Origin of the sequence: Pseudomonas sp. FH4 (genome assembly GCF_000510915.2) — a bacterium.
GTDB lineage: Bacteria > Pseudomonadota > Gammaproteobacteria > Pseudomonadales > Pseudomonadaceae > Aquipseudomonas > Aquipseudomonas brenneri.
Window position 1 is genome coordinate 1 of sequence record NZ_AOHN01000015.1, and the last position, 13,312, is coordinate 13,312.

The 13,312-nt window shown below is 59.7% G+C and carries 11 protein-coding genes; 6 read left to right on the forward strand and 5 right to left on the reverse strand.

Annotated elements, in window-relative coordinates; genetic code table 11:
• The first annotated feature begins 166 nt into the window (after window positions 1–166).
• Genes H097_RS11120 through H097_RS11130 form a run of 3 tightly spaced genes read left to right on the forward strand, consistent with a single transcriptional unit; the run spans window position 167 to window position 3,732 of the window.
• Window positions 167–826, forward strand: coding sequence for a paraquat-inducible protein A (locus tag H097_RS11120; RefSeq protein WP_032859853.1), 660 nt, complete (start codon window positions 167–169; stop codon window positions 824–826).
• A complete protein-coding gene (locus H097_RS11125; protein ID WP_032859855.1) occupies window positions 813–1,436 on the forward strand; it encodes a paraquat-inducible protein A in 624 nt (207 codons plus the stop codon). The genes H097_RS11120 and H097_RS11125 overlap by 14 nt, the downstream gene beginning before the upstream one ends.
• A complete protein-coding gene (locus H097_RS11130) occupies window positions 1,429–3,732 on the forward strand; it encodes an MlaD family protein (protein ID WP_032859857.1) in 2,304 nt (767 codons plus the stop codon). Before H097_RS11125 ends, H097_RS11130 begins: the two co-directional genes overlap by 8 nt.
• A gap of 67 nt (window positions 3,733–3,799) precedes the next feature.
• On the opposite strand, the gene mksF is transcribed toward H097_RS11130, so the two are convergent.
• From mksF to mksB, 3 genes are read right to left on the reverse strand one after another with little or no spacing between them, the layout of a single operon-like run.
• Window positions 3,800–6,640, reverse strand: a complete 2,841-nt coding sequence (mksF, locus tag H097_RS11135) for an Mks condensin complex protein MksF (protein ID WP_032859858.1) — start codon at window positions 6,638–6,640, stop codon at window positions 3,800–3,802.
• Window positions 6,637–7,344, reverse strand: coding sequence for an Mks condensin complex protein MksE (gene mksE, locus H097_RS11140; protein ID WP_032859860.1), 708 nt, complete (start codon window positions 7,342–7,344; stop codon window positions 6,637–6,639). The genes mksF and mksE overlap by 4 nt, the downstream gene beginning before the upstream one ends.
• Entirely contained in the window at window positions 7,334–8,608 is a 1,275-nt protein-coding gene (mksB, locus tag H097_RS11145; protein ID WP_032859862.1) for an Mks condensin complex protein MksB, read from the reverse strand. Before mksB ends, mksE begins: the two co-directional genes overlap by 11 nt.
• A gap of 228 nt (window positions 8,609–8,836) precedes the next feature.
• Between mksB and H097_RS11150 the strand changes: the two genes are divergently transcribed.
• From H097_RS11150 to can, 3 genes are all read left to right on the forward strand, one after another.
• Window positions 8,837–9,589, forward strand: coding sequence for a hypothetical protein (locus H097_RS11150; RefSeq protein WP_050593339.1), 753 nt, complete (start codon window positions 8,837–8,839; stop codon window positions 9,587–9,589).
• On the forward strand, window positions 9,582–10,034 hold the full coding sequence (gene rimI, locus H097_RS11155) for a ribosomal protein S18-alanine N-acetyltransferase (RefSeq protein ID WP_032859866.1): 453 nt from the start codon (window positions 9,582–9,584) through the stop codon (window positions 10,032–10,034). The genes H097_RS11150 and rimI overlap by 8 nt, the downstream gene beginning before the upstream one ends.
• 180 nt (window positions 10,035–10,214) lie before the next feature.
• Window positions 10,215–10,859 carry a carbonate dehydratase gene (can, locus tag H097_RS11160; protein WP_029295821.1) on the forward strand — a complete coding sequence of 215 codons (645 nt, stop codon included), beginning with the start codon at window positions 10,215–10,217 and terminating at the stop codon, window positions 10,857–10,859.
• Here can and H097_RS11165 read toward each other — a convergent pair.
• A complete protein-coding gene (locus H097_RS11165) occupies window positions 10,856–11,380 on the reverse strand; it encodes an SET domain containing protein (RefSeq protein WP_032859868.1) in 525 nt (174 codons plus the stop codon). The genes can and H097_RS11165 overlap by 4 nt on opposite strands.
• A gap of 159 nt (window positions 11,381–11,539) precedes the next feature.
• Window positions 11,540–12,709 (reverse strand): hypothetical protein, encoded by a 1,170-nt coding sequence (locus H097_RS11170; protein WP_032859870.1) that lies wholly within the window; start codon window positions 12,707–12,709, stop codon window positions 11,540–11,542.
• Between the last annotated feature and the right edge of the window lie 603 nt (window positions 12,710–13,312).

Consider the following 13,312-nt stretch of genomic DNA (forward strand, 5'->3'; position numbering starts at 1 on the left):
CGGAAAGGGGGCAGCTGCAAGCTTCAAGTTTCCAGCTGCAAGATTCCAAGCCCAACCCATACTCTCCCTTGCGCTTGCAGTCGGCTCATCCCGACAAATTTGCACAGTTATTTCTGAGCCAGAACACTAGAATAGGCACCTGATCATTTTAGACTTAGAGCCCTATATGTCCGACCCGGTTGATACCCCCCAGGTGTCCGACCTACCGCTGGAGGACCTGGTTGCCTGTCATGAGTGCGACTTGCTGATGCGTAAGCCAGAGCTTGCGCACGGTGAAAAGGCCCTGTGCCCACGCTGTGGTTATGAGATGTACGCCCACCGCTACAATGTCGTCGAGCGCAGCCTGGCCTTGGTGATCGCGGCGTTATTGCTGTACATCCCGGCGAACTTTCTACCCATCATGCAGCTCAATCTACTCGGGCAGACTGCTGAAGACACGGTCTGGAGTGGCGTAGTCGCCCTGTTCAATACAGGCATGCAAGGCGTCGCCGTGGTGGTGTTCCTGTGCAGCATGGGCATTCCGTTGCTCAAGCTGCTGTGCCAACTGGCGGTGTTGCTCAGTATTCGCTGGAACGTAGGTCGCAGCTATGGCCTATTGCTATATCGCATTTATCACCATATGCGCGATTGGGGGATGCTTGAGGTCTACCTGATGGGTGTGCTGGTCGCGATCGTGAAACTGGCCGGCATGGCATCCCTGAGCATAGGCCTGGGATTGGCCTGCTTTGTCAGTCTGTTAATGGTTCAGGTTCTGTTGGAGGTTGTCATGTCACCTCATCAGATCTGGCAAGCGTTGTCAGGGGAGGACGAACATGCGGGCGATTGATGCAGGCATTCTGATATGTGGCGAATGTCACGAACTCAACAGGCAGGACCCGGATACCGGCGAGCAAACCTGTACCCGTTGCGGCGCATTGGTCCACGCTCGTCGTCCGAACAGTTTGACTCGCACCTGGGCTTTACTGATTACCGCTGCGATTCTGTACATTCCGGCCAACCTGTTGCCTATCATGACGATCAACTCTATGGGGCAGGGTGCCCCGAGCACCATCATGGCCGGCGTGATCGATCTGGTGCATTACGGTATGTTCCCAATTGCCACTGTCGTGTTTGTCGCCAGTATTCTTGTGCCAACCTTCAAGCTGGTGGGCCTCGCGTTGTTACTGCTCTCGGTACAACGTCACCAGCCGCTTTCTGCCCGACAACGCATTATCATGTACCGCTTTATCGAATTTATCGGTCGCTGGTCCATGCTGGATATCTTCGTGATCGCCATTCTGGTAGCGGTCGTAAATTTTGGGCGACTTGCCAGTATCGAGGCCAATCTCGGTGCCGTGGCGTTCGCCAGTGTGGTGATTTTGACGATGCTTGCCGCAGTAACTTTCGATCCCCGACTGATTTGGGATAACACGGAGTCGGACGACGACCATGACTGATTTGCCAAAGGCTAAAACCCGCCCCGCTTCGAACTGGTCGGCCATTTGGGTACTGCCGTTGATCGCCCTGGTGATCGGCGGCTGGCTCGGATGGCGTGCCTACACCCAGACGGGCATCGAGATCCAGGTTCGCTTTGAAAGCGGTGAAGGCATCCAGGTCAACAAGACCGAAGTGGTCTACAAAGGCATGCCCGTGGGCAAGGTCACGACCCTGGCCCTGGATGACGAGGGCAGCAATCGCGGGGTGATCGCCACCATCGAGATGAACAAGGATGTCGAGCAGTACCTCAAGGCCAATACGCGCTTCTGGCTGGTCAAGCCAAGCGTCAGCCTGGCCGGGATCACGGGCCTGGAAACCCTGGTCTCGGGCAATTACATTGCTGCCAGCCCCGGCGACGGCGAGCCCACGCGCAAGTTCAAGGCGCTCTCCGAAGAGCCACCTTTATCCGACGCCAAGCCCGGCCTGCACCTGACCGTCAAGGCCGAGCGGCTCGGCTCGCTCGACCGTGGCAGCCCGGTGTTCTACAAACAGATCCAGGTCGGCCAGGTCAAAAGCTACCTGCTGTCCGCTGATCAGAACACCGTCGAGGTAAAGATCTATATCGAGCCGACCTACGCCAACCTGGTGCGCAAACATACGCGCTTCTGGAATGCCAGCGGCATCAGCATCGACGCCAACCTGTCCGGGGTCAAAGTGCGCAGCGAGTCCCTGGCGAGCATTGTCGCCGGTGGTATTGCCTTCGCCACGCCGGAGAATCGCAAGGACAGCCCGCCCACCGACCCGAGCCTGCCGTTCCGCCTATACGAAGACTTCGATGCCGCCGCAGCGGGCATCCGCGTCAAGGTCAAGCTCAGTGACTTCGAGGGCTTGCAGGCCGGCCGCACACCCGTGATGTACAAAGGTATCCAGGTCGGCAGTCTCAAGGCCCTCAAGGTCGACTCGGACCTGTCCAGCGCCAGCGCCGACCTGACCCTCGACCCATTGGCCGAGGATTACCTGGTAGAAGGCACCCAGTTCTGGGTGGTCAAGCCGTCCATTTCCCTGGCGGGCATCACTGGCCTGGAAGCGTTGGTAAAGGGTAACTACATTGCCATCCGCCCCGGCGACAAAGGCGCCAGCCCGCAACGCGAGTTTGTCGCCCGGCCCAAGGCGCCACCGCTGGACCTGCGCTCCCCAGGCTTGCACCTGGTCCTGCTCACCGAGAGCCTCGGCTCCCTGGAGGTCGGCAGCCCGATCCTCTACAAGCAGGTCAAGGTTGGTTCGGTACAGAGCTATCAGTTCTCGCGCAAGCGCAAGCAACTGGTGATCGGCGTACATATCGAGAAGGAATACGAAGGCCTGGTCAATGGCTCCACACGATTCTGGAACGCCAGTGGCGTGACCCTGACCGGCGGCATCACCGGTGGCATCCAGGTCAAAAGCGAGTCTCTGCAAAGCCTGATGGCCGGTGGTATCGCCTTTGAAACCCCAGAGCCGAATGTGCCGCTGAGAAATCGCATTCCGCGTTTCCGCTTGTTTGCCGATCACGAAGCCTCCAGCCAACGTGGCACCCTGATCACCATCAAGGTGGACCGCGCCGACGGCCTGCGCATCGATACGCCGATTCGTTTCAAAGGCCTGGACGTAGGCAAGATTGAAAGCGTCGACCTGAGCGCCGACATGCAGTCGGTGATGCTCAGCGCACGTATCACTGAGGTCCCTGAGCGGATCGCCCGTGCCGGCAGCCAGTTCTGGGTGGTCAAGCCCGAGTTGGGGCTGATGAAAACCGCCAACCTGGAAACCCTGGTCACTGGCCAGTACATCGAGGTTCTGCCCGCGGTGAAAAGCACCGGTCCGCAAAAGAACTTCGTGGCCCTGGCCCAACCACCAGAAACCAACGTGCAGGAAGCCGGCTTGAGCCTGGTACTCAGCGCCGCCCGTCGTGGTTCGTTGAAAGTCGGCGTGCCAGTCACCTACCGTGAAGTCACCGTGGGCAAGGTCACGGGTTACGAGTTGGGCAAGACCGCTGATCGCGTGCTGATCCATGTGCTGATCGAGCCCAAGTACGCACCGCTGGTTCGCGGTGGCAGCCGTTTCTGGAACAGCAGTGGCTTCGGTCTGGACTTCGGCCTGTTCAAAGGCGCGACGGTGCGCACCGAGTCTTTGGAAACCCTGATTCAGGGCGGAATCGCCTTTGCTACTCCGGACGGCGAGCGCATGGGCAACCCGGCGCTACCTGAGCAGACGTTCCCGCTGTTCGACAAGTTCGAAGACGAGTGGTTGATCTGGGCGCCGAAGATTCCCCTGGGTAAATAAATCCAGGCGCCACAAAAAAGGCCGCGATCCAAAAGATCGCGGCCTTTTTGCATTTCAGTACAGCCGATCAGACCTCATCCAACTCCGGCTCAGCCGCCTGCACATTCACCGTCGCCTTCACCACATCATGGCGACGGATGTACTTCCAGTCCGCCTCATCAATGTAGATCCCGTTCGGTCCGCTGCCGCCTTCCAGGTCGATCGCCACCTGGGCGGAAACCTGTGGCTTCACACTGGCCAGGATCGGCACGAAGCCCAGTTGCAGGCTGGTTTCCAGCAAGGCTGCCTGGTTCTTTTCGTCGATATCCGCCGCCTCATCGAGGTAGTACGGCAGGCGCACACGACCGGCCTGGTCGCGGTCCATCAAGTGCAGCAACAAGTACATGTTGGTCAGCGCCTTGATGGTCATGGTGGTGCCGTTGGATGCAGCACCGTCGATATCGGTATGAATCACCGGCTGGCCATTGACCTTGGTAATCTCGAACGCCAGTTCGAACAGATCCTTGAGCCCCAACTGGTTATGGTTGGCAGCCACCAGGCGCGCCAGGTACTCCTTGGCCTCTTCGTTCTTGTTGTCCTGCTCGGCGCTTTGGCTGAGGTCGAACACCGACAGAGTCTCGCCTTCCTCATACTGACCGGCACTGTGGATGATCTGGTCGATATGCTTGAGCGCTTCCTTGTTCGGCGCCAGTACGATACGGAAACTCTGCAGGTTGGACACCTGGCGTTTGTTGATCTCGCGGTTGAACAGTGCCAACTGGTGCTCAAGGCTGTCGTAGTCACTGCGAATGTTGCGCAACGTCCGCGCGATATCCGTCACTGCCGCACGGCGCGCCTTGCCCAGGGTCAGGGCCTCATCGGTACGGTGCGCGTAGGCGTTGATCAACAGGTGCAGGCGACGCTCCATATCGTCTTCGCTGTCGAACTTGGCCACGCCCTTGAGGCGCACCTGAGCGTACAGCGCCTCAATCTGCCCGTCAGCGCGCAGCAAGCCTTGCCAGCTGTCCTGATAATCGTTGAGCAGCGGCAGCAGGTTATCCATGGAATCGTCGACCGGATCCATGAACGGCGTGCCGAACGGCAAGTCGGCCGGCAGCAACTGGCGACGGCGCAGCGCGTCATCCAAAGTGCGTTGCTTGGCTTCCATGTCGCCGATCTGCCGGCCGACCAGTTGCAGCTTGGCCGACAGTTGCTGGACACGCTCGGTAAAGGCATCGCTGGAGCGTTTCAACTCGTCCTGCGCAGCTTCCATCTGCGCCAGGTTTTCCAGCTTCTCGCCTTCCTCGGCGCTCAGGGTCTGGCTGCGGCGGAAGTCTTCCAGGGCTTTCTGCGCATCCAGTACCTGCTGGTACAGCGCTTCAGTCTGAGTCTTGCTCGCCGCCCGGTCAGAGGCCACGGCTTGCTGGGTCTTGAGTTGCTTGAGTTCTTTTTCCAGGCGCTCTTTCTGGTCGCGCAATGCCGCACGATCGGCCAGGGCCTGCAATGCCGGTGGCTCGATGTGCGAGATGTCGATGGACAGCCCCGGCACTTCAAAGCGCTCGCCGGTGAAGCCATCAAGGATCAGTTCCAGGGATTTGACCCACTGGCCGTCTTCATCCAGGGTGATGCCATGTTCGCCCAGTGGCAGGCTGAACAGCGAACTGTTGAACAGGCGCATCAGACGCTCGACGTCCTGCTGTGAGAATTCTTCCCGAAGTTTGGCGTAGCTGTTGTTGTCGGCGTGATCGAGTTGCTGCTTGACCGACTTCAGGCGTTTTTCCAGGTCGCGCAGGCGCTCATCCAGATCTTCGGCGCTGAACTGTCGCGACTGCGCCAGGGCGCCGGCCAGTTCGTCGTGCGCATCCTTGGCCGCCAGCAGTTGCTGCTCCAGGACCTTGACGTCATCGACCAGCGCAAAGCGATGCTTGAGCACCGACAGCTCGCCCAGCCAGCGTTGAATACCGCTGATTTCCCGCTCCAGGCGCATCAGTTCCTGGGTGCCACCGCGCTGATCGTTCTGCAGTGCATCCTGCTCGTTGCGGTAATGTTCAGCCTGGATCGTCAGCTCTTCCTTGCGTGCACTGGCGTAGTCCGACCAGGTGCCCAGCAGCGAATCGAGCAATGGCGACAAACGGTGCAGTTTGCCGCGCAGGACTTCGCGCTGCTTCACCCCGTTGGAAAGCGCTTCCACCAGAGGGCCCGCAGCGACCAGGGAGTTGTAGTCCTGCTCCATGCGCCGCACATCGCGGAAGGCTTCTTCGCACGCGGCGATGTAATCCACACTGCCCGAGCGCAGGCTGTGCTCGAACGCATCAAGGAACAGTTGCTTGAGCTTGGCCGCAGTGATTTCGCGCATGTGCAGCAGGTTGATAAACAGCGCGCGGAAGGTCTTCAGGCTCTGCTCGCTGGTGGAGCGCAGCGGAATCAGGGTCAGGTCCAGCGGGATCGAGGTATGCCCGCCGACCAGCAAGCGGCGCAGTTCATCGGGCTTGAGTTCATAGGCTTTCAGGCCTTCGCGCTCAAGGTTGGTGAACAGTTCTTTCTGGCGCAGGCAGGTATCGTTCTTCTGATAGTGGGCCAGATCCAGTTTGCCGGCGTAGGCAAAGAACTGGTGACCGAAACCACCGCCCGGGCCGCGACCGACCACACCGATTACATGGGGGCCATGGGGCAGGGATACTTCGACGAGGATATAGCTGGTGTCGGTGGCAAAGTAGAAGCGTCGCGACTGTTCCAGGGTGTACTTGCCGAAGCTCATGTCCGACATGCGCGCCAGGATCGGGAACTGCAAGGCGTTGATCGATGCCGATTTACCGAGGTTGTTCGCGCCATACACCGACAACGGCTCTTCCAGCGGGAACAGGCCCAGGCTGTAGCCGGCGGTGTTCAATAAGGCGAAGCGGCGAATGCCGTAGCGTTCCTTGCTCATGCATCGGTCTCCTGTTCTTCGGCAATGGCGCGGGCCAGGGCGTCTTCTTCGCTGTCATCGGCAAAGTCACTGAGGTCCAGCGGGTCATCGGTCTGCAGCAGTTTTTCATCGCTGTCTTCGTCGATGATCACCGGCGCCGGCAACGGCAGCACGCTGTGCACGCTGGCCGCCAGGTCGCGGTCGGCCTGGACCGACAGGCACACGTCGAGGAAACGGTGCATCGGCGGCAGGAAGCGGTAGACGCCGTTATCTTCACTGGCAAAGCCGAGCTGGGTCATGCGGCGCATGATTTTTTCTTCCAACTCTTCCTGGGTCTGCACTTCGGCCTGGATAAACAGGTCGCGGTATTTCTCCAGCAAGGAGGGCAACTCATCGCGGCCCAGGCTGCCACCATCCAGCACGGCAATCGGGTCGCGGCCCTGGTCGGCCAGGTGTTCGACGATGATGAAGGTGAACAGTGCCAGGCGCTGTGCGGTCTTGTTGACCTGCGCGGCAGCGACGGCGGTGTCCGGCACGAAGTAGTAGAAACCACGGGTATCGCACACCAGCTCAAAGCCCAGGGCCTTGAACAGCGTGCGGTACTGGTCCTGGAAGTTCGACAGTTGTGCGTACAGCTCCGGGTCGCGGCGGCTGACGTGGTAACCCTTGAACAACTCGCGAAAGATCGGCGCCAGTTGGGACAGTTCGGATAGATCAAGATGCATGAGGGGTGCTCGCAGAGTGCTCGGCCGCGTCAGTGGCCGGGAGCAGGGCGAATGAGCGCAGGCTGACCTGGTGCTCGTGAGTATGGTAATCCTGGCGTTCCAGGCGCTCGCGCTTGAAACGCTTCTCCCGCGACAGGCGCGAGAACCAGTACAGCAACTCGTCGGTGGCACCGTCCGGTTCCTGCTCCAGCAGCCAGGTCATCAGGTCCGGCATCGGCAGGGCGTCTTCGCAACGCTCCAGCATCTCCTTGACCGTACGCGGCGCACGCTGGGCTTCGCCCTTGTGGGATTTGTGGGCCTTGGGGAAACGCGCAGGTTTTGGTTCGAAGTTTGCCAGGGCATACACATAAGCCTCCACCTGGCTGGCACTGCCCAGGAAGGTACTTTGCGGCCGGGTAAACATCGGCATCGCCGCTTGCGGCACGGCGTCCAGGCCCTTGCGCCGGATCGCCGACAGGGCCAAGGCGGCGCCACGGGTCACGGCGTTGTGCCGGCGTGCTTCTTCACGCAGCGGCAGCAGCAGTTCCCGGGCATGACGCAAGGTCAACTGGGCGCTGGTCTGCATTTCGAGGATGCGCGCGTGGGTGCGCAGCAACATGTCGTCATCCACCAGGTGGCCCAGGCGCTGCTGCTCGGTGAGCATGCGCAGCAGCACGTTTTCCACCTTGCGCACGCCTTGCTCGAAGGCGCCGTCGGCGTTCACCAGTTGAATCATCGGCTCGACGTACTCGTCCCAGGTCGCCAGGACCTCGGCATAGCGCTGGCGCAACGGGATCTGCCGGTCGCTGGTCTTGGCGCGGTCGGCTACGGCCGCGAGGGCCTGTTCGTCGTTGGCGAGTTTTTTCAGCACGTCACGCACGCGCATGTCCAACAGCCGCAGTTGACGGGCCAGGTCATGGCCGTCGCGGATGTCGAAGGCGTCCTGGATATAGCCGGCCAAGCGCTCAAGATGGCGCAGGTAGGCTTCGATTTCCAGGCACAGGCCTAGCCGGTGCTCCTTGCGAAGATAGGCCAGGAAGTCATGGATCTGCGCATTGAGCTCGAAACGGTTCGGGCTCTTGGCGACAGGTACCAGGATATCCAGGCGAATCCACACGTCCAGCAGGCTGGTGATGTCCTGTGGCGTGCTGTCCAGTTGTTGGGCCGCCAGTTGCGCGCGCAACTCGCCAAGGCTCAGGGTGCCTTGGTCAAAGTGTTCGCACAGTGGCTCAAGCAGGGCCCAGTGTTCGGCGAGGGCGCGCAAGACGCGCTTGGGTTCGATCATCGGAATGGCCGGCTGGTTGGCGATTAAAAGCAGCGATTGTACTGCATCAGGCGCGGGATTTATCCACAGCCGGTCAGGGCGCGTTCGCGATGGACACTCAGGAATGCAGAGAAAAGCATCAACGGTGGGCGATCGTTGCCGAAGGGCGGTAGAATCTGCGCTCTTTAGTTATCCACAAGTGGCCGAGCCTTGCTTATCGAGTCCCGACGTCGCGCTTACTTGACCGCCATGCAGGTGGTCAACTGGCTGCCGCGCACCGAATTGCCCTTTGCCGCACCGTCGCGGCCCGAACTGCTGCAAGCGCTGGAACCGTTCGAGCCGTTCGACGCTTCGGGCGAGGAAGCGGCGGCGCCGGTTGCGGTCGTCAAGCCCACGACTGAAGCGCCCGTGCGCCCATCGGAGCGGGTCAAGATCGAAGTGCCGCGCCCGTCAGCGGCGCCCAAGGTCGCGGCAGTGGCCGACGATGCCCCGGCGCCGGTCGCCAAGGCTGCGGTCGTACCGCCGCCACGCTTTGCCCTGCAACTGTTGCGGGCCGGGCGCTGTTTGTTGTTGGTGGAGTTGCCGACCGGCGAACGTTTCCAGGCCCGCGACCCTGCCTATCTGCTGCTCAAGGACATGCTGCGCGCCGCCGGCCTGCCCGACAGCCCGCAGATCGTCGGCGAGCCGGTGCGCTGGCCGTTGCTGGTGCGCGGCAATATGGACCAGGGCCCGGACGCCGCGCGTGACTTCGTGCAAGGTTTTGTCTCGGCGCGCCTAGAAGATGAACCTTGTGTCTGCCTGTGGCTGATCGGCCTGCCCGCCGTGCGGTTTGCCGGTGAGGCGAATGCCGAGGCCTGGTACCGCGAGCTGCAGATCGACGGCCTGGGCTCGGTCTGGGCCTTGCCGGGCCTGGAATTATTAATGGAAGAGCCACAGCGTAAGGCTGATGTCTGGCAAGCCATGCGCCGGCTGATGGCGCGCTGGAAAACAACCGATGAGTGAGGCTTTATCCTTCCGCCCGATGATCGAGGCTGACCTCGATGCCGTGCTGAAAATCGAATACGCGGCGTTCAGCCACCCCTGGACCCGTGGCATCTTTCTCGACGGGCTGGGCAAGTACCAGATCTGGCTGATGTTCGAAGGCGAGCAGCAGGTAGGCCACGGCGTAGTGCAGATTATCCTCGATGAAGCGCATTTGCTGAACATCACCGTCAAACCGGAAAACCAGGGCCGTGGCCTGGGCCTGGCATTGCTGGAGCACCTGATGTCCAGGGCGTATGCCGCCAGCGCGCGGGAATGCTTCCTGGAAGTGCGCGACAGCAATACCGGCGCATTCCGCCTGTATGAACGCTACGGCTTCAACGAAATCGGCCGCCGTCGCGATTACTACCCGGTTGCGGGTGGGCGCGAAGACGCAGTGGTCATGGCCTGTACCCTGGTCGACTGAAACAGCATCCCCTGTAGACAGGGCTTGTGTGGGAGCGGGCTGTTTTTATCATCACCTTCAGCCTTTTTGGCGTCGTAATTGCTCATGCTGTCGGGGTTATAGTGTGCCTATCTACCCCCGAGCGTGACCTCGACGGGTGGTCGTCTGTCATACCTGCGCATGATTCCTGAGGCTGACCTGATGAACGAACTACAAGACCTGCTTGATAACAACGAACGCTGGGCGGATGCGATCAAACAGGAAGATCCCGAATTCTTCGCCAAGCTCGCCCGCCAGCAGACCCCGGAATACCTGTGGATCGGCTGTTCGGACGCACGGGTGCCGGCCAACGAGATCGTCGGCATGTTGCCAGGCGACCTGTTTGTACACCGCAACGTGGCCAATGTGGTGCTGCACACCGACCTCAACTGCCTGTCGGTGATCCAGTACGCCGTGGATGTGCTCAAGGTCAAACATATCCTGGTCACCGGCCACTACGGCTGCGGCGGCGTGCGTGCCTCGATGCAGGACCGCCAGTTCGGCCTGATCGACGGTTGGCTGCGTTCGATCCGCGACCTGTACTACGAGAACCGCGAAGTGCTGGCCCAGTTGCCCACCGAAGAGGAACGCGTCGATCGCCTGTGTGAACTCAATGTCATCCAGCAAGTGGCCAATGTCGGTCACACCAGCATTGTGCAGAACGCCTGGCACCGTGGGCAGAGCCTGTCGATCCACGGTTGCATCTACGGGATCAAGGACGGTCGCTGGAAAAGCCTCAACGCCACCATCACCGGGTTTGAGCAACTGCCGCCGCAATACCGCCTGCGCCCGATAGAGGCCATTTAATAGCGCTTGCGCTGGCGCCACTGTTCCATGAACAACTGGCCCTCGGCGTTCAAGGGCTCTTTCATGCCGGTGATCCAGCCCCGGCAGTTCCCGGCGCCGCAGCGGCATGGGAACTGCTGGTGCAGCACGTCTTCGGTGGTGGCGTAATCCATCGTCAGCAGGGTGCCGGGGCGGATGGCCTGGATCGACCATAGCTCCAGCTCGCTGATGTCGAGAAACACATTCGGGTCGCACGAATGCAGGAGCAGGCCGCTGAACCACGGGTCGTACAAGTGGATGCGCGAAGACACTTGCAGCGTATGCAAGCGCCGTTCACCTAGGGCGTGCCCGGAAATCCTGGCGATGCGCACGCGGCTGTCGAAGGCGACCTTGGCCTTGATCCCGGTTGCGCGACCGTTCCTGGTGCGTACCACCTCGAAGTGTCGGGGCGAGGGGTAGCCGTTTTTGGCCAGCAGGGTTGCGAACGGATAAAGACAGTCACTCGCAGCAACTGGCACCTCGTCCATGGCCTGGGTTTTCATAGGACTCCTTGTCGGGCTGCATCGACCTCCTGGTGGTGATATGACTGCCAGTCGTACAGCAAATGGGCACGACCCAAGGTTTACGCAAGTGGACGCCGATATCTACTGTCAAATCTGACAGTGAATATCGGCGTTTTTTGTGTAGAGCCAATGGCGCGGTTAAAGGGCGGGCGCTGCGACAGAGGCTTCTGGCATGGGGCTTTTCAGGCGCTTGAGCTGAGTCCTGACCGACGGAGTCGTGCATTTTTCCTTGGCCTGATCAGGGGATAACTCGCGAACCGAGGTGTAGAACAGTTCGCAGGTCTGCTCGTTGCGCGTGACCTGCCAGGTCTTCATGCAGCCCTTGAGCAACACATTGGGGTCGCTGGCGGGTTTCTGGCCCATCCCGGCCTGCCAGCAGGCTGCGCTCAAGTCCTGGGCCATGACTTTCAAGCCGGCCTCGTCGGCTTTCTGTTCGTCACCGTCGTAGCTGTCCGGGTTGGCGGCGTACCAGATGTAACTGGGGTGATTGGCCCCCAGTACCGCGACTTTGCTGTCTGGCACCGGGTTGATCTGCGCCAGGCCCAGGACCCCGACAGTTGTCCCGTATTGTTGCTTGACCCAACTGCGCACCGGCGCGCCAAAGGCCAGCATCGGCAGTGAACCGCTGGGGTGCAGGCTCAGTTCCCTGACGATACGTGTCTGGTACTCGGTGAAATAGCCATAGACACCTTCCAGGTCCTTGCCGGCCGATGAGGGCGCGGCAATCGGCGCAATATCGATGATGGTCTGGTATTCCGGGGTCTGGGTCGCGGGTATACCGTTGGCGGTCAGTAACGTCGCCCAACGGTCGGTGGTGGCTGATTCCAGGTAGTCCTGGTAATGGGTCAGGGAATAATCCGGCGGGAAATGCATCAACTCGATGCTCTTGCGGTTTTCCAGGGCCATGCCCAGTGGCAGGAACAGGTACCAGCTAAATTGCCATTTGCCATCACGGTTCAGCCGGCTGGCGCCCTGGTAGGCCAGGTCAGCGGTGTTCAACAGCGAGGTCAAGGACTGGCCATAGCCATCGGGTACGCCGGTAAAGTGGGCCAGCACCTTATCCTCGTTGGCCTTCACACTGACGCGGGCCCGGCTGTAGCCGTCGCGCTGCAAACTCTGGTTGAGGTAATGCTCAACCGTCTGTTCCAGGGTCCATGGGCGAAAGCAGATCACACTGCAATTGTTGGGGTAGGCGAACAATTGCGTGACTCGTTGCGCGGTGCCCAGATCGAGTTCGACATCGGCTTGTAAGACCGTGCTCACAGTAAGTGCGACAAAGGTGAAGGACAGCCTGGTCGATTTAAACATGTGTGTTTCCTTGTCAGCTAAAGCCCGTCTGCGCGGGATGAATGCCTACCCTCACACAGTAGCGGCTGACCGGGAAAATGCGTCGGGAAATGCGGTTTTTTGCAGGGAGCGGTGAAATGCTGCGTATTGCTCAGGTTGCCATGAGCTTGCAATGAGAGCACCCGGGTAATGGGATGTTGGTGCTTTATGAATAGACGTGTTCAATACAGGCTGCGAAGCCAAACACTTTGACGACTTTGAAGATTGTTGAAGTTCTCGCAGCCTATATAATCGTCGAGTCAAAAATTTATGGCTTTAGTTTTTTCAGCAATGAGCTAGGTTGGGGATTTTGTAAACTTTACAACCGGTTTGAAAATGCTCGGGTTGGGATTGGACTCTGAATATATTACGCGTCCTTTCGGTTTGCCGAAAGCTGGTATGAATTGTATGAATTTTCTCAATTTCGGTTGTTTCTGTTTGTGAGTATCTTGAGTGTTGCTGGCCTCTGTCATGCTTTGAGGTGTTAGTGTATTAGTTGAAGGTGTGATCTTCATATGAATACCTCTAGTTGTAGTTCTAAAGCTTATATGGTCGTCTCTTAGTTTGATTTTGTGTTTTTGAGAA

Bases quoted from the DNA above. Each gene is read 5' to 3' on its own strand.
- H097_RS11120 (WP_032859853.1), top strand. From the start codon at position 167: ATGTCCGACCCGGTTGATACCCCCCAGGTGTCCGACCTACCGCTGGAG.
- H097_RS11125 (WP_032859855.1), top strand. From the start codon at position 813: ATGCGGGCGATTGATGCAGGCATTCTGATATGTGGCGAATGTCACGAA.
- H097_RS11130 (WP_032859857.1), top strand. From the start codon at position 1,429: ATGACTGATTTGCCAAAGGCTAAAACCCGCCCCGCTTCGAACTGGTCG.
- mksF (WP_032859858.1), bottom strand. From the start codon at position 6,640: ATGAGCAAGGAACGCTACGGCATTCGCCGCTTCGCCTTATTGAACACC.
- mksE (WP_032859860.1), bottom strand. From the start codon at position 7,344: ATGCATCTTGATCTATCCGAACTGTCCCAACTGGCGCCGATCTTTCGC.
- mksB (WP_032859862.1), bottom strand. From the start codon at position 8,608: ATGATCGAACCCAAGCGCGTCTTGCGCGCCCTCGCCGAACACTGGGCC.
- H097_RS11150 (WP_050593339.1), top strand. From the start codon at position 8,837: ATGCAGGTGGTCAACTGGCTGCCGCGCACCGAATTGCCCTTTGCCGCA.
- rimI (WP_032859866.1), top strand. From the start codon at position 9,582: ATGAGTGAGGCTTTATCCTTCCGCCCGATGATCGAGGCTGACCTCGAT.
- can (WP_029295821.1), top strand. From the start codon at position 10,215: ATGAACGAACTACAAGACCTGCTTGATAACAACGAACGCTGGGCGGAT.
- H097_RS11165 (WP_032859868.1), bottom strand. From the start codon at position 11,380: ATGAAAACCCAGGCCATGGACGAGGTGCCAGTTGCTGCGAGTGACTGT.
- H097_RS11170 (WP_032859870.1), bottom strand. From the start codon at position 12,709: ATGTTTAAATCGACCAGGCTGTCCTTCACCTTTGTCGCACTTACTGTG.